This is a genomic window from Sorangium sp. So ce887, from assembly GCF_051521455.1.
Classification (GTDB): domain Bacteria; phylum Myxococcota_A; class Polyangia; order Polyangiales; family Polyangiaceae; genus Sorangium.
Window position 1 is genome coordinate 470032 of the sequence record NZ_CP150354.1, and the last position, 17999, is coordinate 488030.

Below are 17999 nucleotides of genomic sequence, written 5' to 3' on the forward strand. Positions count from 1 at the left end.
ACGAGCGACCGACGGGGTCCCAAGGCGAACGGCGGCGGGAGCATATTCGCCGCGGCCGCCTTCTGTCGACTGTCTGTCGCACCTCTGTGCGCTTAGGGCCCGGAGCGGGCGGCGGCTCGCCTCGCGCGGGCGCATCACTTGGACAGCATCGCGAGCGCGTCGCGCACGAGGTCCCCGAGCGGGGCGCTGTCGACGCGCGCGCCGAGGGCGGTGACGGCCCGCTCGGCCTCGGCCGGCCGGTAGCCCATGCGGGTGAGCGCGCTGTGCAGGAGGTCCTGCTTCGCGGCGCTGACCGCGGGCGGCGAGGCCGCGGAGGAGAGCGGGACCGAGGGGAGGTGGACGAGCTTGTCCTTCAGCTCGAGCACGAGCCGCTCGGCGGTCTTCTTGCCGACGCCGGGGATGGCGGTGAGGCGCGCGGTCTCCCGGCGGGCGATCACCGCGGCGAGCTCCCCCGCGCCGAGCGCGCTGAGGATGGCCACCGCGATCTTCGGGCCGATGCTGGAGATGCCGATGAGCATGCGGAAGGCCGCCCGGTCCTCGCGCGTCGCGAAGCCGTAGAGGAGGAGCGCGTCCTCGCGCACGTGGGTGTGGACGAACAGGGTGATCGCGTCCGAGCCGGCCGGCGCGGCGATGCCGCGCGCGCGCCCCAGGGCGCCGAGCGGGACCGTCACCTCGTAGCCGACCCCGCCGACGTCGAGCACCACCGTGCCCTCGTCGCCCTCTTCGACGACGTGGCCGGAGAGCCGGCCGATCAATTGACCTTGGCCCCTTGCTGGATCCACCGGCGGACGGCGTCGCGCTCCGCCGCGGCCAGGGTGTCGCCGGTGTAGGGCATCGGTTCCCCGCACTGTTGATCGGGGGCGCACTCGAGGTCCCCGCAGCTCAGGGTGTCGTCCATCTTGTGCATGAGGAAGCTGTTCGCGGGGTCGCCGGCCGCGATCCGCGGCATCCCGGACGGCGCCCGCGACGCGGCGCCGACGTTCTGGGCCACGATCGCGTCGATCTGGGCCGGCGTGGCCTGCTCGCTCAGCCCCGGGCCGAGGTACGTGAACCCGGCCGAGCCGGCCTCGGCGCCGTGGCAGGTCGAGCTGAACGAGCAGGACCGCTGGAAGATCGGGAGGACGTCGGTCGCGAAGCTCACCTCGGGGGTCGCTCCGTCGAATGTGCTGTAATCGAAGCACTCGGTCGCCGAGGGCTCCGGGTCGCCGTCGCCGCACGCGGCGCCCGCCGTCGCGATCAGGAAAATCAAGAAGAGTTTCCGCACGTTCACCCCTCGCAGCTCCATCTGGGATGGCGCGACCCTAGCAGAACTGCGCGCGCTCTGTAACGCGCGAGATCGCCGTGCGTTTGGCCGGCCGGCGCGGCGGCGGGTAGGCTGGGCGCTGCATGAGGACTGGCCTGGGCATCTGCTCGATGGGGCTCACGCTCGCCGCGCTCTCCGCCGGGTGCGGCGGGGGGCGGGACGCGGTCGGACAGCAGCTCTCCGAGCTGCGCGCGGAGCTCGTCAGGGTGCGCGCGGACAACGCGGTGCTCTCGGACCGGGTGGGCTCGCTGGAGCGCTCGCGGGCCGCTCCGCGCGGCGCGGCGCGCCCGGGCGAGGCCGAGGCGCGCGCCGCGGCCCCGGAGGAGCCGGACAGGCCTGACCTCGAGGTGGTGCGGCTCGCGCCGGAGGACGGCGGCGCGCGGCCGCCGGTGCTCCGCTCGACCGCGAAAGGCGTCGTGATCGACGAGCCTCCGGGCGGCGGATCGACGCCGCCGAGCCCGCCACCCTCCACCCTGTCGAGGCGCAATCGATGAAGTTCCACGCGAAGGCAACGCTGGTCCCGGTCTCCCTGGCGCTCGCCGCGGCGTCGACGCTGGCGCTGGCCCAGGAGGAGGGCGCCGGCGCCGGTCAGGGTCCGGGCGTCACCGTGGTCCAGCTCCCGCAGGCCGAGCCGACCGTCGAGACGCAGGTCGTGGTGCCGGGCTACCCGCAGCCGGGGTTCGATCCGAACGCCCACCTGCCCTCGAGCTCGCGGGGCACCACGGACACGTCCCGCCCGTCGGACGGCTTCGATCTGGGCCGCCGCAGCGAGGGCCCCGCCTCGGTGCGGGGCAGCGCGGGCGGGAGCTACGTCGTCGAGGGGCAGTTCGTGCCCGAGTCGCACTCGGTGCGGCGCGGCGACACGCTCTGGGACATCTCGGGCAGGTACTACACGAACCCCTACGCGTGGCCGCAGGTCTGGGCGCTGAACCCGCAGCTCCAGAACCCGCACTGGATCTACCCGGGCGACCGGATCCGGCTCCGCGACCCGAACGAAGGCCCGACGCGCGGCAGCATCGGGCTCGGGGCGAGGCAGGCGGGTCGCGGGTCGCGGGTGCCGGCGAAGACGATCTTCCTGCGCGACCTCGGCTGGGTCGACGACGTCGAGAAGGACACGTGGGGGGAGCTCGTCGCCAGCCCCGAGGACCAGATGCTCCTCAGCGAGGGCGACGACGTCTACCTCCGTCTCTCGGACGATCACGACGTCGCGATCGGCGACGACCTCACGATCTTTCGCGAGATCAAGAAGGTGAGGAGCGGCGGCGACGCGAAGGGCGAGCTCGTGACCGTGCGCGGCACGGCGCGCGTGGACCGCTACAACCCGAAGACGCACATGGTGCGCGCGCGGCTCATCGAGTCGCTCGACGTCGTCGAGCGCGGGGACAGGGTCGGCTCGGTGGTGCGCCGCTTCGACGTGGTGCCGCCGGCGAGCGCCGAGCAGGACCTCGAGGCGAGGATCATCGCGGCGATCTACCCCTACCAGCTCTTCGGGCAGCACCAGGTGGTGTTCATCGACAAGGGCGAGAAGGACGGCGTGAAGGTGGGGCAGCGCTTCTTCGCGGTCCGGCGCGGCGACCGCTGGGTGCAGCAGCTCGGGGGCGCCGGCAAGCTGGCGACGCTCAGGCCGCGGCTGCAGGACGAGCGGCCGGCGCAGGTCGACGCGCCGAAGTTCGGCGTCGACGAGGAGCTGCTGCCGGACGAGACCTACGCCGAGCTGCGCGTCATGCACGTGCGCGAGCGCACCGCCGCGGCGCTCGTGACGCAGGCGATGCACGAGGTCGAGCGGGACGCGGTGCTCATCTCGCGCAAGGGCCTCTGACCGCCTCGCCGCGGCGCGGCGGAGGTCGCGCCGCGCGAGGTCGCGCCGCCCGCGCGAGGTCGCGCCGACGCCGCCTGCGTGAGGGAGCGAACCGTGGCGCGCGGCGGCCGGCGCGCCGCCGCTCGCGACCCGGACGGCGCGGCCGAGCGCCGCGCTGACCGCGACGAAAAGCGCGAAATTGGAATGTACGTGGACGCGTGGACGCGCGTACGGGAACGGACCGTAGGCGTGGAAGGCCCGGCAGCGGAATGTGCGTGAGCGCGCGGCCGCCGGCGCAATGTCCCCACGAGGGGGGCGCCGCCGCGGTATGATGTTCCGTCTATCATGCGTCGCCGCTCAGAAGCCCAGTCCGAGCTGAAGGGCGTGGATGGAGATCCTCCCACGCAGCGCTCGTTCGACAGCGCGTTGGATCGCTGCGCCTCGAAGAGCGGATCGCTGGCCGAGGTGCTCGGTGACAGCGCGATGCGGGGGCCCCGATCGAGCGCCGCGCCTCCGAGCCTCAACGGCACGGCGCCGGAGGCGCGCGGCCACGCGCTGCGGGAGCGCGGCAACCTGCTGCTCCGGCGGAACGACACCGTGAGCGCCGGGCGCGACTACGACGAGGCGCTCGCGATGTTCCAGGCCTCGGGCGACGTGCTCGGCCAGGCCCAGGTGCTCATGGATCGCGGCGCGCTGCGCCTGCGGGAGGGGGTCCCCGTCCAGGCGGTGCGCGACTACGACGAGGCGCTCGCGCTGTTCCAGGCCGCGGGCGACCGCGCGGGGGAGGGGGACGCGCTGCGGGCGCGGGGCTTCGCGCGCGCCGAGGAGGGCGATCTCGGCGGCGCGGTCTGCGACTACGATCTGGCGGTCCACGTCTTCCTGCAGCTCGGCGATCGCGAGCCGCTCAAGCCCCGCGCCGGGTCGCGCGGGGCCGCCGAAGGCGCCGACGGCCAGGGGCCCACGGAGTCGCCCCGCGCCCGCCCGCACGGCGCCGCGCACGCGCGGGCGCTCAAGTCGCGCGGCGATCTGCGCGTCCGCCTCCGCAACCTGCCGGGCGCGGCGCGCGACTACAGCACCGCGCTCGCGCTCTTCCAGGGCGCGGGGGATCGGAGCGGGCAGGCCAGCGTGCTCAAGGGGCGCGGCGACATGCGGCTCGGCCAGGACAACGTGACGGGCGCGGCGCGCGACTACGACTGGGCCCTCACGCTGTACCAGGCCACCGAGGACCACCTCGGGCACGCCGGCGTGCTCAAGGCGCGCGGCGACCTCCGGACCCGGCAGGGGGATCTCCTGGGCGCCGAGCGCGATTACGATCAGGCGCTCGAGCTGTTCTCGGCGACGCGCGACGTGCTGGGCCAGGCCGCCGTGCTGAAGGCGCGGGGGGATCTGCGCTCGCTGCAGGAGGATCTCGTGGACGCGGTGCGCGACTACGATCGGGCGCTCGCGCTGTTCCGCACCGGCTTCGAGCGCCGGGGCCAGGCCGCGACGCTCAAGGCGCGGGGCGATCTCCGCCGCAGGCAGTTCGAGCTTGTGGCCGAGCTCGTGGGGGTCGCGGCGGCCGACGCGTCGGACCTGGAGGGCGCGCTCTCGGACTACGAGCAGGCGCTCGCGCTGTTCGAGGTGCTCGAGGACGGCGCAGGCCAGGCCGGCGTGCTCCGGGCGCGCGGCGATCTGGTGCGCATCCAGGGGGATCTCGGCGCGGCGCTCGAGCTTTATCTGAGCGCGAAGCGGCTGCTGGACGTCGCCGGCAACGCCTCGGAGCTCTCCGCGACGCTCGCCGAGATTGCCCGGACGCACGCGCTCGGCGGCCGCGCGGCCGAGGCCCGCGCCGCGGCCGAGCAGGCGCTCGCGCGCGTCGATCGCGCGACGAGCGCCGAGGTCCGCGAGCTGGCGGAGGCGGTCCTCTCGGGGCGGATCACCGAGCGCCAGGAGGAGCGCGCCACGCGCGACTCCAAGGTGCCAAACAGCCCGAGGCGCCTCGAGCGAGACCGGTATTGAACCACAGCGCGTCCGGCGCCCGCGATCGCGCCGGCTGACGGGCGCTCAGCGCTGCCGCCTGCCGCGCGCAGGCTTGCCGCTGCCGCGCGGGGTCGGCTTGCCGCTGCGGCGTGGGGGCGGCTTGCCGGCGCCGCCGCGCGCGGCCGGCGAGCCGGCGTCATCGCGGCGCGGCGCGGGCTGCTCCGGCGGCGCCTCCGTCGTCCGGACCACGAGCAGCGCTTGTCCGCGCTCGAAGGTCGGCGTCACGCTGACGTAGCCGTTCTCGCGCGCGAAGCCCGCCGCGTCGCCGCGGTGCTCATCCATGTACCGGCTGAACCGCGTCCACAGATCGCGCGCCTCCTCGTCGGGGAGGGGCGCGCCGTCGATGGAGGCGGCGAGGTTCGATCGATCGCTCACTGGATCCCGTACTCCTTCAGGCGCCGGTAGAACGTCCGGCGGGGCAGGCCCACCACCTGCGCCGCCTTCACCCGGTTCCAGTTGCAGCTCGAGAGCGCAACCAGGATCCGCTCTCGCTCGCTCGCCCTGTGCGCGTCGAGCGACGTCCCGAGGCGGTGAAGGTCGCTCGACGGCGGCGCCCGGCCGGCGCTCGCAGGAGCGCCACCGCCGCCGAGCGGCGCGCGCGACGGGGGCGCGGCCTCGGCGCTCCGCAGCGACCGCGGCGCCGCGTCGGGGAGCTCGAAATCGTCGCTCTCCAGCTCGGGGCGGTCCGAGAGGACCCACGCGTTGAGCAGCACGTTCTCGAGCTGCCGCACGTTGCCGGGCCAGCTGTACGCCGACAGCCGCTTCAGCGCGGCGCGCGAGACGCTGCGCCGATCGCGGCCGTAGCGCGCGGCGAAGATCCCGAGGAAGTAGTCGATGAGCAGCGGGATGTCCTCGATCCGCTGGCGCAGCGCCGGGACCCGCACCTCGACGACGTGCAGCCGGTAAAAGAGATCCTCGCGGAACGTGCCGCGCGAGACCATGTCGGCGAGGTCCCGGTGCGTCGCCGCGATGACCCGCGCGTCGACCGGCTCCTCGCGCGCGCCCCCGACAGGACGGACGACCTTCTCCTGCAGCACCCGGAGCAGGCCCGCCTGCATCTTCTGCGGCATCTCGCCGATCTCGTCGAGCAGGATGGTGCCGCCGGTCACCTCCCGGAAGAGCCCCTTGCGGTCGCGATCGGCGCCCGTGAACGCGCCGCGGACGTGCCCGAAGAGCTCGCTCTCCAGCAGGTGCTCCGGGATCGCGCCGCAGTTGATGCCGACGAACGGCTTCTTCGCCCGCGGGCTCGCGTTGTGGATCGTGCGCGCGACGACCTCCTTGCCCGTCCCGCTCTCGCCGGTGATGAGCAGCGGGATGTCCGTGTCCTTCACCCGGTCGATCAGCGCGTACACGCGGCGCATCGCCTCGCTCGTGCCGACCAGGCCCTCGTAGCCGAAGTGGCCGCGGATCACCGCGCGCGCCGAGCGCAGATCCCGCCGCGTCGCGGCGAGCTGCGCGGTGCGGTGGCCGAGGAGCTCCTCCAGCTTGGCGCGCGCGGCGCGCAGCTCCTCGTTGGCGCGCTCGAGCTCGCGGGCGCGGCGCTCGTTCTCGCTGACGAGGCGCGCGGTCTCGATCGCGATCGCCACCTGATCGGCCAGCGCCGTCAGCGTGGGGAGCTCGGCCTCGAACTTCGCCGCCGCGCTCAGGCGGGTCTCCAGGTACAGCGCGCCGATCACCTGCCCGCTCCGCTGCCGGATCGGCACGCACGCGACCGACTGCAGCATGAGCTGGTGGACCGAGACGTAATCGCTCATGCGCGCGTCGTCCCGCGCGCTCGCGGTCACGACCGGCTCGCCCGTGGAGATCACCCGCTCGGCGATCGAGCTGGAGAAGCGCGCGTGCGGGTCGTCCCCGGCCTGGTCGCGCGAGGCGTGGATCGAGAGGTCGGCCGCGGCCTGGTCGCGCGAGGCGTGGATCGAGACGTCGACCGCGGCCTCGCCGGCGGCGGGTGGCGGCTCGTCGCGCGGCGGCCGCTGCAGGATGATGAACCCGCGCTCCGCCTGGAGGAGCGCGATCGCGTGATCGGTCACCTTCGCGAGCAGGCGCGTGAGATCGTGCTCGCCCGCGATCGCCCGGTTGATCTCGAGGACCCGCGCCAGCCGGTCCTCGCCCTGCTGGGGCGCCGCGCCGGGCGAGGGCGCCGCGCCCGGCTGGGTGAACGGCACCGTGCGGCTGCTCATCAGCTCGAGCATCGCCGCCGCCCGGATCTCCTTGCGCCGCCCGTCGTTCCAGAAGACCTCCCGGAGGTCGCGCGGCAGCTTCGAGGCGATCTCCTCCAGCGTGCTCAGCGCCTCCTCGCGGTCGTGGCGCGCCCGGATGAGGTGCCCCCGCTCCGTCTCGAGCTGCGCCCGCGCCTCCAGCGCGCGCCAGATCCAGTCGCGCTGGCCCGCGGCGCGCGCCGCGTCGAGCGCCTCGTCGTACGCAGCCCGGGCCCGCCGCTCGTCGCGCGCGAGCGCCGCGACGCGCCCGCGCGCCAGCGCGAGCAGCGCGCGGTGGGCGCCGGTCGTCCCCAGGCGCTCCGACGCCACGTCGATCTCCTCGCCGAGGACGCGCGGGTCCGCGCCGGCGCGCGCCACCGCGAAGAGCACGCGCTCGAGCCGCGCCTCGACCCCGTCGATCCGCCGGCCCATCGCCTCGTACGCCTCGGCGCACTCCAGGCAGAGCCGCTCGGCCTGCTCGAGGTCGCCGGAGCGCGCCGCGTGCTCCGCCTCGAGCGCGAGCAGCTGCGCGTGCTGCTGCGGCGCGAGATCCGCGCGCTGGGCGGCGAGCGCGTCGAGCGACACCCGGGCCCGCGCGAGCCGCCCGAGGTAGAGCTCGAGGTTCGCGAGGTTGAGGAGCGCCTGCCGGATCGTCGCCACGCGGCCCGAGCGCCGGCCCAGGTCGACGGCGGCCTCGAGGTGGCGGATGGCCGCGCCGAGGTCGCCCTGCAGCTTCGTGAGCGCGGCGAGGTTCAGGCGGGTCGTCGCGAGCGTGCCCGCGTCGCCGGCCTGCTCCGCCGCCGTGAGCGCCTCCTCGTAGACCGCCTTCGCCTCGCTGAGGCGGTCGTCCCGCTGGAGCGCGAACGCGAGCGAGACGAGCGCGACCGACAGGATCCGCGGCTCGCCCGTGAGCCGCGCGAGCCGGACCGCGTGCTCGAGCGTGCGCTTCGCGTCCTCGTGCCGCGAGGCGAAGCTCTGCGCGAGCCCGCGCGTCGCCACCGCCTCGGCGACGATCGCCTCGGGCGAGGCGCCGAACGCGGACGCGGTCGCGATCTGCGAGCGCGATCCCCCGGCGAGCTCCACCTCGAGCTTGACCGGGCCCACCCGCTCGACGGCCTCGCCCGCGCGGCGCTCCGCCTCGCCGTAGTCGCCGGTGCGGACGAGCGCCCGGGCCATCTGCAGCGACCAGAACGCCGCCAGCGCGGGGTCGCCCGAGGCCTCGACCTGGTCCTTCACGCGCGCGAGCTCCGCGAGCGCCCGCGCGGTGTCGCCGCGGTTCATGGCGAGCCGCGCGCGCGCGATCGTCAGGATGGACACCACGACGGGCGAGCAGTCGCCCTGGTACCGGCCGAGCGCCTCCGCGGCCGCGTCGAAGTGGCCGCGGTCGAGCAGCCGGTGGATCTCCGCGGGCGGCAGCGCCGCCCGCTCCTCGCCGGCGCCGCCCGGCCCGGACGCCTCCGCCCGGGGGGCGGGCGGCGCGTCGAGCAGCCGATCGACGTCCTCGGTCGACGCGACGGGCGCGCGCGCGATGCGCGCGACGATCTCGCGGATGCGCCCCGGCCACCGGCCCGCGCGCGCGACGACGTGCGCGGCCACCGCGTCGCTCAGCGACGGGATGGTGCGCTGCACGAGCTCGCGGGCGACCTGCTCGTCGAGCGGCGCCATCTCGAAGCGCTCGAACCCGCGCTCCGGCGGCTCCCCGAGCACGAACACGAGCTTGCCGCCGGCCCTCCGCACCTCGTCGAGCCGCTCGCGCTCCGCGTCGCCGAGCCGGTCGGCGTCGTCGACGAGCGCCGTCACCCGGCCGAGGTCGTGCCCCGACAGCTCGATCGCGAGCGCCTCGCGCGGGTCGGCCACGCTGGCCGCCTCGACCCACGCGACGGCGTACCCGCCGACCTCGAGCGACCACGCGATGCGCCGGAGCAGCGCGCTCCGCCCGGATCCGGGCGGCCCGGCGATCGAGAGACCGCCGCCCGCGGGCAGCGCCAGGATCTGCGCGAGCAGCCGCGTGGACGGCGCGTCCAGCCCGACGATCGGCCAGACCACCGCGTCCGCGCCCGCGTCGGGCCGCGCGCCCGCGTCGGCCGGCCCCGCGGTCTCCTCGTTCTGCCCGCAGGGCAGCCGCGCGGCGCGCCGGAGCGCGTTCGCGAGCTCGTCCGCGCTCGGGTAGCGCGCGTTGGGGTCCCTGGCGGTGGCCCGGTCGACGACCTCCTGGAGCGCGTCGACGACCTTCGGATCGCGCCGGACCGCGCTGTCGCGGAGGGCCTCGGAGAGGGTCGCGCCGAGGGCGAACACCTCGGCGCGGACGGTGAGCGGGTCGCCCTTGAAGAGCTCCGGCGCGGCGTAGCGGGGCGTGAGGCCCACGGGCCGCGAGCCGTCGTCACGGAACGGCGCGGCGAGTCCGAGGTCGACGAGCGTGGCGCGCCCGTCCTCGCCGACGATGATGTTCGCGGGCTTCACGTCGCCGTGCAGCAGGAGCGCGCGGTGCAGGCGCGTGAGCTGGTCGGCCGCGTCGGCGATGGCCGCGACGTTCCTGGCCAGGTCGCCTTTGCGCGCGAGCAGATCGGCGAGGCTCGTCCCCTCGACGAGCTCGCGCACCATGAAGGGCCGCCCCGACGCGGGCAGCCGGCCGAAGCGCAGCACGCGCGGCACGCCGAGGCCCTCGACGCCCGACAGCGCCGCCGCCTCGCGGACGAGCGCGAGCACCTCCGGCTCGTCCGCGTCCTCGCCGAGCGTCTTCAGCGCGACCGCCTTGCCGGTGATCCGGTCGCGGACCGCCCACACCTCGCCGCCGCCGCCCTTTCCGAGCGTCCCGATCGGCTCATACCGCGGGGGGAACAGCGGAGGCGGCGTCACCTGATCCCTCGCTCAGAGGCCATACCCGGCGGACAGCCCCATGAAGAAGCCCGTGATGGAGAAGCCGGCGTCGAGCCGCGTCTGCAGCTGCTTGATCGGCTTGTACCGGAAGCTCACCTGCGGAAACGAGATCCACGGGAACACCGATGGCTTCGAGCCCCCGTTGATCCAGCTCGGCTCGTCGTAGTCGCCGTAATGGTTGTTGGAGGCGTCGCAGTAGGGGCTGCCCGCGCCGGAGCACTTGTTCCAGGCGCTCACGTCGTCGGGGCTCGGGCTCGACGCCGTGCCGCCCGGGTACGCCTGGGCGCGGTAGAGGTTGCCGAACACGACGCCGATCCCGACGCCGGCGCCGACCAGGAACGAGAAACGGCCCTTCTCGTCGATCGGGACGTCGAAGAGGAGATCGCTCGTGAAATAGACGAGCTTCATGTCGCTCGACACCATCTCCCAGGCGAACTGGTTGTCGTTCTTCCCCTTGAAGAGGAAGGGATCCATCGAGTAGTCCGCGTAGGACACGGCCAGATCGATCTCGAGCCCGTTCTTGCGCGAGGTGAACTCCGGGCCGATCATGAAGACGTTCACCGACGCGCCGCCGTCGGCAAAGAGGTTGATCATGAACTTCGGGACGATGACGTTCCGGAGCCGGAGGCCGATGAACTTGTGGGCCTTGCCGTCCTTCTCGAGCGGGCTGTTGTCGTCGGCCGCCTCCGGCAGCGCCTCCGGCGGCGTCTCCGGCAGCTTGTCCTTCTCACCCGTCGTCTTGTCGCCCTGCGCCTGCTCGTCCTTGGCCTGCTTGTCCGCGGCGAGGGAGTCGTCCAGGTTGCTGTCGAGCCCGTCCTCCGACTGCGCGCGGGCAGTCCCGGCGAAGCACACGGCGCCGAGCAGCGCGGCGAGCGCGGCGGCCCTGGCATGCACCCCGACCGCGAGCTGCCGACCCATCTTCGAGTGGTACATTGTAGGTCACCTAGCGATGCGTAAGGTCAGGGCCGGACCCGGGCATGCACGGAACGAACGCGCCGAGGCCAGACTCCGGCTCTCCGCGCGCCCCGGTGCACCGGGTACCAGCCGAGGGGAGGGTACACGAGACGCAGCGCCGTGTGACGCCTGCGGACCGCCCGAGGCAGAGCTTTTTCCACCAGGGCATGCCAGAGAGCGCCCGCTCGCGCCCGGCACGACGACGGCGCGGGCGGCCGCCACGGCGCCGGTGTCGCACGGCGTCGAAGCGCGCCTGGCCGAGGTTGCGCACAGCAAAATAATCCGCAATAGACGGAAAGGATGATCCTGCACCAGTCTCACGTGGAGCAGACGGTCGACCGCGATGAGCGGGACAGGTTCATCAAGGAGCTGGTGGTGGTGCGGGTCCGCAGCACCGCGCACGAGATCGCGCCGGCGAGCCGTGGGATCGAGGGGGCGCGCGCGCCGGGGGTGGAGGACTCGGCCGGCGACAGGGAGGCGATCGTCCACGATGTGCCGCTCGCGATGATCCGCAAGCGGAGCGCGCGGCTGCGGAACACGGTGGCGAGCGTGCTGCTGATCCACGGGTACGGCCAGAACCGTTACATCTGGCACCTGCCGTCGCGCAGCTTCTCGAACTACCTGGCGCGGGCGGGCTTCGACGTCTTCAACCTGGATCTGCGGGGGCACGGGCGGTCGCGGCACCTCGGGGCGCGGCGGCCGGGTCACGTGACCGATTTCGTCCGCGAGGACGTGCCGGCGGCGATCGAGGAGATCCGGCGCATCTCGGGGCCGCGGCCGGTGTACCTCATCGGGCACTCGCTCGGGGGCCTCGTCAGCTACGCGACCGCGCCGACGATGGGCGACGCGGTGGGCGGGATCGTCACGCTCGGGAGCCCTTACCTGTTCACGCACGGGTCGCGGGCGCTCGCGCTGCTCGGCCGGCTGATGCTGACGGTCGACCAGCGCGTCCCACTCGGGCAGGGCGCGCTGCCGCTGTCGGCGTGGGGGGAGCCGTTCCGGTTCGTGCGCGCGTTCATCGAGAGCCCGATCTTTCCGCTGCCGATCCGGGGGTTCGTCCCGGGCTCGATGGAGACCCGGGTGCTCACGCAGCACATGTCGCTCGCCATGGACAGCGGCAGCATCACGGTGCTCCGGAACATGTTCCTGGACGCGGCTGCGTCGCGGAAGAGCGGCCACCACATGGGGAGCCTCTTCGGTTACGCCGAGCGGTTCGAGCAGCTGGACGTGCCGCTGCTCATCATCGCGGGCACGCGCGACGACCTCGCGCCGCCGGCGTCCGTGAAGCCCGCCTACAATTTCAGCCGCTCGTCGGACAAGACGTACCGCGAGTTCCCGCGCGGCCACCTCGACGTCGTGGTCGGAAGGGACGCGCCGCTCACGGTGTGGCCGCTCATCGAGGCCTGGCTGAAGACGCGCATCCGGCGTGCGGCCGCGCGAGAGCGGGAGCGGCTGAGCGCGTAGGCCGCCGCGCGCACGGCGCCGCCGGAGATCTCGGCGCCGGGATGCGCGGCTTCTTTGGTATCGTGGCCGCATGCACATCGAGCTCCGGCAGATGACCGCCGAGCAACAGGCCGAGTTCAGTCAGCCCATCCTCACCGCGTTCGGCGCGCTCCCGAACCCCGAGCGCCTCGAGGGCATGAGCCGCCTCCCGGAGCTCACGTCGCGCCTCGGCGCCTACGACGGCGAGTCGCTCGTCGGAGCCGCCGGCTCGTTCTCGCTCACGATGACCACGCCGGGCGGCACCGTCCCGGTCGCCGGGCTCACGATGGTCGGGGTGACCTCGACGCACCGCCGCCGCGGCATCCTCACGTCCCTCATCCGCCGGCACCTCGACGACGCGCGGGCCGAGGGGCGGCCCATCTCCTCGCTCTGGGCCACCGAGGGCGCCATCTACGGCCGCTTCGGCTACGGCCTCGCGTCGCAGGCGTGCTCCATCTCGATCGAGCGGGAGCGCACCGCGTTCCGCCACGAGACGGGCGCGCAGGGCCGGGCGCGGCTGCTCGGGGAGGCGGAGGCGCTCGAGGCCTTCGCGCCCGTCTGGGAGCGCGCCCGCGCGTTCGCCCCGGGGATGCTCGCGCGCTCGGAGGTGTGGTGGCAGGTCCGCCGGCTGGCCGACGACGACTTCGCCCGCCAGGGGGGCGGCCCCGTGCAGCGCGTCGTGATCGAGGTCGACGGGCGCGCGGAGGCGTATGCGCTCTACTGCATGCACCACCGGTGGGACTCGTCCCACATCCCGATCGGCTCGATCCGCGTGATCGAGGCGATCGGCGCGACGCCGCTCGGGACCCGGCTCGTCTGGCGCTACCTCTTCGACCTCGACCTGGCGCAGCGGATCGAGGCGAGCCTCCTGCCGCCGGATCACCCGCTCGGCCTGCTCCTCGTCGAGCCGCGGCGCCTGCGCCTCACGGCGAGCGACGGGCTCTGGGTGCGCATCGTGGATGTCGAGGCCGCGCTCGCGGCGCGCGCCTACGGCAGCGGCGAGCCGCTCACGCTCGAGATCACCGACCGCGAATGTCCCTCGAACGCCGGCCGGTTCCGGCTGCACGGGGGCGAGCGGCGCGCGGCGCGGACCCGCGAGGCGCCGGACGTCCGCCTCGACATCTCGGCGCTCGGCTCGGCGTACCTCGGCGGCGTCTCGTTCCGGTGCCTCGCCGACGCCGGCCAGGTCGAGGCGCTCTCGGAGGGCGCCATCGAGCGCGCGGATCGCCTGTTCCGCGCCGCGCGCGCCCCGTGGTGCCCCGAGATCTTCTGAGGGCCCGGCCCCGATGACGCTCCCGCTCCGCGGCGTCTACGCGGTGACCCCGACGCGCCGCCGCCGCTTCCTGTGGGCCGCCTGGTGGACCGATGAGCCGGCGCGCGAGCCGTTCCGCCCGCCGGACGCGAGCCAGGGCGGCGCGCGGACCGCGGAGGAGGCGCGGGCGCAGGCCGAGCGCGCCGCCGGGCGCCCGCTCGTCGAGATCGAGCCGGCGTGGGCGACGGCCTGGACGCGCATCCTGCGCGGCGAGCCCCCCTGGCCCAGGCCGCGCGCGGCGGGTCGGAAGGAGGCGCCCCCGCCGCCTCCTCCCGATCCGCCGCGGCGCGCCCCGTCGCGGCCCGCCTCCGCGCGCGGCGTGTCGCCGTTCGCGGTGCTCGGCCTGACGGAGGCCGCCGGCGCGGCCGAGGTCCGGCGGGCGTTCCGCCGGCTCGCGCTGGTCACGCACCCCGATCGCGGCGGCGACGCCCGCGAGTTCATGCGCGTCAAGTGGGCCTACGACGAGGTCATGTCCAGGCTGTCGCGCCCGAAGCGCCGCCCGTAGCGCTCGCAGCCCGCGCTGCCCGGCAGCGCGAGCGTCCCCAACGCCGGTAGCGCACGCGCTGCCCGGCAGCGCGGGCGCTACGGCCGGTCCCCGCCCGCCTCCGCGACCTTCCGCGCCTCGTCGAGGAAGCGCGCGTACTCGCGCGCGAGGAGGGGGGCGTCGCGGAGCGCTCGCTCGAGCCGCGCCCCGGCGTGCCGGGCCAGATCCCGGCGCGGCGCCGGCTCGGGCTCCGCCTTCGCCTTCAGCAGGAGCAGCGCGCCCTGCTCGGCGCTCGCCGCGGGGAGGTCCGGATCGATCGCCAGCGCGCGATCGATCAGCGCGAGCCCGGCCTCGACCTCCGCGCGCGCGTCGAGGGGGCCGGGGCCGAGCGAGGCGGCGCGCAGCCGGTGGACCTCGGCCAGGGCGCCGAAGATCCTCGCGTTTCGCTCGTTCGCCTCGAGGGCGCGGAGCAGCGAGCGCTCCGCGGCGTCGAGCGGCGGCGCAGGGCTCCTGCCCCGGGACGCGAGCCACCGCGCCGAGAGCAGGTCGATGTGCCCGAGCGCGAGGAGCGCCCCCGCGTTGCGCGGCCTCGCGGCCAGGGCGCGATCGATCGCGCCCCTCGCCGCGTGGAGCGAGGCGGTCGGATCCTCGCCGCGGTCGAGCGCCCACCGCGCCGCCTCGAGGCGGGCGAGGCCCACCCCCTGCTGCGCCTCGAGATCCTCCGGACGGAGGCGCAGCGCCGCGCCGTAGCCGTCGAGCGACCGCGCGAGCCAGACCTCCGGGCTCCCGCCGGCGAGCCGCTCGTGCCGGCCCTGGATCAGGTAGGTCAGGGCCAGGGCGCCGTGCGATGGATGGCTGTCCGGGCGCAGCCTGAGCGCCGCCTCGAGGTTGTCCTTGGCGAGCTCGAGCGACTCCTCGGGCGGCGTCCCGTGGTCGAGCTCGTACTGCGCCCGCTGCGCGTAGAACCAGCCCTGGCTGAGGAGCGGCGGCGCGTCGTTCGGGGCGATCTCGATCGCCCGCTCGGTGTGCGACGCGCTGAGCGCGAAGAGGGGGAGGGGATCGGCGCCGCGGGACGCTGTGTGCTCGGCCATCATGCCGTAGGCGATGCCGGCGTCGTTCCACGCCCAGAAGGAGCTCGGGTCGAGCGCGAGCGACCGCTGCATGCTCTCGACCGCGCGCCCGAGCGAGGGCCACACGTCGAGCCCGAGGGCGCTCTCGTGGGACGCGAGGAGGAAGAGGCTCGCCCCCATCGCGCCGTGCGCGGTCGCGTCCGACGGGTCCCCCTCGACCGCCTGCTCGCTGGACGCGATCGCCTGCACGAGGTCCGGCTTCGGGTCCGCGCCCCGCGCGAGATCGCGCCTGGCCCGGTGCACGAGGGCCCAGGCCCTCTTCGCGTGGGCGCCGCTCGCGCGCGGGCTCGCGCGGAGCGCCCTGTCGCAGCGGGCGATGACCTGCGCGAAGATCTCCTCGGCGTCCCCGCCGCGCTGCGACTCGATCAGCATGATCTCGCTCAGGGCGCGGGCGGCCGCCTCGTGGACGTCGGGATCGCTCTCGGCCATCTCCGCCGCGGCCTCGTACGAGACGACGGCGCTCCGGAACTCGGCGAGCGCCGCCGCGTGCTCCCCGAGGTCGCGCGCCGCCGCCCCCTTCGCGAACAGGATGTCGCCCTCGAGCATCCTCGCCTCGTACTCCCAGGGCGATCGCGCGAACGCGCGCCGCGCGTCGGCGAGGGCCTCGTCGAACCGCCCCTCGTAGAGCTCGATGAGCGCCGCGGTGTACGCTGACGGCGCCGCGGCCGATCTCACGCTGTCCCTCAGGTACTTGAGCGCCGGGGCCCTGTGCCGCGCCTCCAGCTCGAGCTGGTGCGCGGACCGCTCCCCCTTGTCGGCGAGGCGCCGCGCCCGGTCGAGCCCCTTCCTGTAGAGCATCCCGTGCACGAGGCCCGCCGCGAACTTCGCCTCCTTCGCGGCATACCCGCTCTCGAGCGCCGCCTCGAGGTGCGCCAGCGCCTCCTCGGGCTCGTGCAGCGCGAGGTGCCCGCGCCCGAGCGCGTAGTGGCCCGGACCCTCGACGAGGTCGCCCGCGGCCTCGCGCATGGCCTGCATCTTCCGGTCGATCTCGCCCATGCGCGCGCGGATGACCTCCTTTTCCCGCGATACCTCGTGGAGGGGGAGCGCGTACGCATAGCGCATGAACAGCTCCATCTCCTTGATGTCCTGGCCGAAGCCCTGGGCCAGGGACGCCACGTGCGCCGAGAGCTCGGCCTGGCGCGCGGCGGCGAGCTTCGCGCGGAGGGCGACGGCGCCCGAGAGCGCGAGCACGAGCAGCGCCGCGGCGCCCGTCGCGACCGCGAGCTTGTGCTTACGCGCCCGCTTCAGGGCGTGGTAAACGAGGCTCCGAGGCCGCGCGTCGATCGGGTCGCCCTCGAGGTAGCGCCCGAGATCGAGGGCGAGCATCTTCGCGGAGTCGTACCGCCGCTGAGGCTCCTTCTCGAGGCACTTCATCACGATGGTCTCCAGATCGAGGGGGATCCCCCGGTCGATCTGGCGCACCGGCACGGGCAGCTCGTGCGCGACCCGCAAGACGAGGCTTGCCACCGACGGGTCGACGAACGGCGGGCGCCCGGCGAGGATCTCGTAGAGCGTGGCGCCGAGGCAGTAGACGTCCGTGCGCCGGTCGAGCTGGCGCTGGCCCCCGGACACCTGCTCGGGCGCCATGTACGCCGGCGTCCCCTCGCCGCTCATGGTCGCGCGGACGTCCACGGCCGTGTCCCGCGCGAGCCCGAAATCGAGGAGGTAGGGGCGGAAGGCGCCGTCGGCCGTCCGCTCGACAAGGATGTTCGCCGGCTTGATGTCGCGGTGGATCAGCCCGAGCCGGTGGGCGGCGTGGAGGCCGTCCGCCACGTCGGCCACGATCTTCACCCGCTGCTCGAGCGACATCTGCTGCGCCACGCGGTGGAGCGGCTGGCCGTCGATGTACTGCATGGCGATGAACGGCTGGCCCTGCGCCTCGCCGACCTCGTACACCTTGCAGACGTTCGGGTGCTCGACGCGGGCCTGGGCCTGCGCTTCCCAGATGAAGCGCTGGGCGAGAGCCGGGTCGTTGCCCCGGATCAGCTTGAGCGCCACGTACCGCTGGAGCCGCGGGTCCCTGGCCTTGTAGACCGTTCCCATGCCCCCTTTGCCGACGAGAGACACGCACTCGTACCGGTCCCAGTCGCGGATGGGAAACCGGCTCGGCACGCGCGAGGAGGGCGGATCGACGCACTCGAACACCGTGTCCTGGCCGGCGCCCGAGCTCCCCGGCGGAGCGGTGCGCGACGGCTGGCTCTGGGGCGCGAGCGGGACGGACCTCGACGTGAGCTCCTCGTCCGTCGGTCTCGCGACCTTCGTGCTCTCCGGGCCCGCTCTTCCCATCCGGCTCATGAATCGGACCCTCTTCAACATCGAAGGCGGAGGCCCCCGGGCTCGGCGCGCCGAGCCCGTCCGAGGAGGGGCTCGGCGACCGCGCCCGAACGGCAGCGCTCTGCATAGCCCATCGCCGGCGCGCGCATCGACATGAACCTTCGCATC

Annotated in this window: 12 protein-coding genes; 6 read left to right on the top strand and 6 right to left on the bottom strand. The window is 74.5% G+C overall.

The window, feature by feature from the left end; all coding sequences use genetic code 11:
• Positions 1 to 134: 134 nt before the first annotated feature.
• Together ruvA and WMF36_RS01865 are read right to left on the bottom strand one after the other, a co-directional pair.
• The gene (gene ruvA, locus WMF36_RS01860) at positions 135 to 755 is read right to left on the bottom strand and encodes a Holliday junction branch migration protein RuvA (RefSeq protein WP_437577839.1); all 621 of its coding nucleotides are present in this window, start codon (positions 753 to 755) and stop codon (positions 135 to 137) included.
• Positions 752 to 1270 (bottom strand): hypothetical protein, encoded by a 519-nt coding sequence (locus WMF36_RS01865; protein ID WP_437577840.1) that lies wholly within the window; start codon positions 1268 to 1270, stop codon positions 752 to 754. Before WMF36_RS01865 ends, ruvA begins: the two co-directional genes overlap by 4 nt.
• A gap of 116 nt (positions 1271 to 1386) precedes the next feature.
• Between WMF36_RS01865 and WMF36_RS01870 the strand changes: the two genes are divergently transcribed.
• From WMF36_RS01870 to WMF36_RS01880, 3 genes are all read left to right on the top strand, one after another.
• The gene (locus WMF36_RS01870; protein ID WP_437485873.1) at positions 1387 to 1797 is read left to right on the top strand and encodes a hypothetical protein; all 411 of its coding nucleotides are present in this window, start codon (positions 1387 to 1389) and stop codon (positions 1795 to 1797) included.
• Positions 1794 to 3122 carry a LysM peptidoglycan-binding domain-containing protein gene (locus WMF36_RS01875; RefSeq protein ID WP_437577841.1) on the top strand — a complete coding sequence of 443 codons (1329 nt, stop codon included), beginning with the start codon at positions 1794 to 1796 and terminating at the stop codon, positions 3120 to 3122. The genes WMF36_RS01870 and WMF36_RS01875 overlap by 4 nt, the downstream gene beginning before the upstream one ends.
• A gap of 324 nt (positions 3123 to 3446) precedes the next feature.
• Entirely contained in the window at positions 3447 to 5099 is a 1653-nt protein-coding gene (locus WMF36_RS01880) for a tetratricopeptide repeat protein (protein ID WP_437577842.1), read from the top strand.
• 45 nt (positions 5100 to 5144) lie between these two features.
• On the opposite strand, the gene WMF36_RS01885 is transcribed toward WMF36_RS01880, so the two are convergent.
• From WMF36_RS01885 to WMF36_RS01895, 3 genes are read right to left on the bottom strand one after another with little or no spacing between them, the layout of a single operon-like run.
• Positions 5145 to 5495: a hypothetical protein gene (locus WMF36_RS01885; protein WP_437577843.1), complete on the bottom strand. Its 351-nt coding sequence runs from the start codon at positions 5493 to 5495 to the stop codon at positions 5145 to 5147.
• On the bottom strand, positions 5492 to 10174 hold the full coding sequence (locus WMF36_RS01890; protein ID WP_437577844.1) for a sigma 54-interacting transcriptional regulator: 4683 nt from the start codon (positions 10172 to 10174) through the stop codon (positions 5492 to 5494). Before WMF36_RS01890 ends, WMF36_RS01885 begins: the two co-directional genes overlap by 4 nt.
• A 12-nt stretch (positions 10175 to 10186) precedes the next feature.
• Positions 10187 to 11128, bottom strand: coding sequence for a hypothetical protein (locus tag WMF36_RS01895; RefSeq protein ID WP_437577845.1), 942 nt, complete (start codon positions 11126 to 11128; stop codon positions 10187 to 10189).
• Positions 11129 to 11449: 321 nt separating this feature from the next.
• Here WMF36_RS01895 and WMF36_RS01900 point away from each other — a divergent pair, with 321 nt between their 5' ends.
• From WMF36_RS01900 to WMF36_RS01910, 3 genes are all read left to right on the top strand, one after another.
• On the top strand, positions 11450 to 12613 hold the full coding sequence (locus WMF36_RS01900; protein ID WP_437577846.1) for an alpha/beta hydrolase: 1164 nt from the start codon (positions 11450 to 11452) through the stop codon (positions 12611 to 12613).
• A gap of 70 nt (positions 12614 to 12683) precedes the next feature.
• Positions 12684 to 13904, top strand: coding sequence for a GNAT family N-acetyltransferase (locus WMF36_RS01905; RefSeq protein WP_437577847.1), 1221 nt, complete (start codon positions 12684 to 12686; stop codon positions 13902 to 13904).
• Positions 13905 to 13917: 13 nt separating this feature from the next.
• The gene (locus tag WMF36_RS01910; RefSeq protein WP_437577848.1) at positions 13918 to 14448 is read left to right on the top strand and encodes a DnaJ domain-containing protein; all 531 of its coding nucleotides are present in this window, start codon (positions 13918 to 13920) and stop codon (positions 14446 to 14448) included.
• 77 nt (positions 14449 to 14525) lie between these two features.
• On the opposite strand, the gene WMF36_RS01915 is transcribed toward WMF36_RS01910, so the two are convergent.
• Positions 14526 to 17852, bottom strand: a complete 3327-nt coding sequence (locus tag WMF36_RS01915) for a protein kinase domain-containing protein (protein ID WP_437577849.1) — start codon at positions 17850 to 17852, stop codon at positions 14526 to 14528.
• Between the last annotated feature and the right edge of the window lie 147 nt (positions 17853 to 17999).

Coding starts and splice junctions, on each gene's coding strand:
- WMF36_RS01870 (WP_437485873.1), top strand. CDS start 1,387: ATGAGGACTGGCCTGGGCATCTGCTCGATGGGGCTCACGCTCGCCGCG.
- WMF36_RS01875 (WP_437577841.1), top strand. CDS start 1,794: ATGAAGTTCCACGCGAAGGCAACGCTGGTCCCGGTCTCCCTGGCGCTC.
- WMF36_RS01880 (WP_437577842.1), top strand. CDS start 3,447: ATGCGTCGCCGCTCAGAAGCCCAGTCCGAGCTGAAGGGCGTGGATGGA.
- WMF36_RS01895 (WP_437577845.1), bottom strand. CDS start 11,128: ATGTACCACTCGAAGATGGGTCGGCAGCTCGCGGTCGGGGTGCATGCC.
- WMF36_RS01900 (WP_437577846.1), top strand. CDS start 11,450: ATGATCCTGCACCAGTCTCACGTGGAGCAGACGGTCGACCGCGATGAG.
- WMF36_RS01905 (WP_437577847.1), top strand. CDS start 12,684: ATGCACATCGAGCTCCGGCAGATGACCGCCGAGCAACAGGCCGAGTTC.
- WMF36_RS01910 (WP_437577848.1), top strand. CDS start 13,918: ATGACGCTCCCGCTCCGCGGCGTCTACGCGGTGACCCCGACGCGCCGC.
- WMF36_RS01915 (WP_437577849.1), bottom strand. CDS start 17,852: ATGAGCCGGATGGGAAGAGCGGGCCCGGAGAGCACGAAGGTCGCGAGA.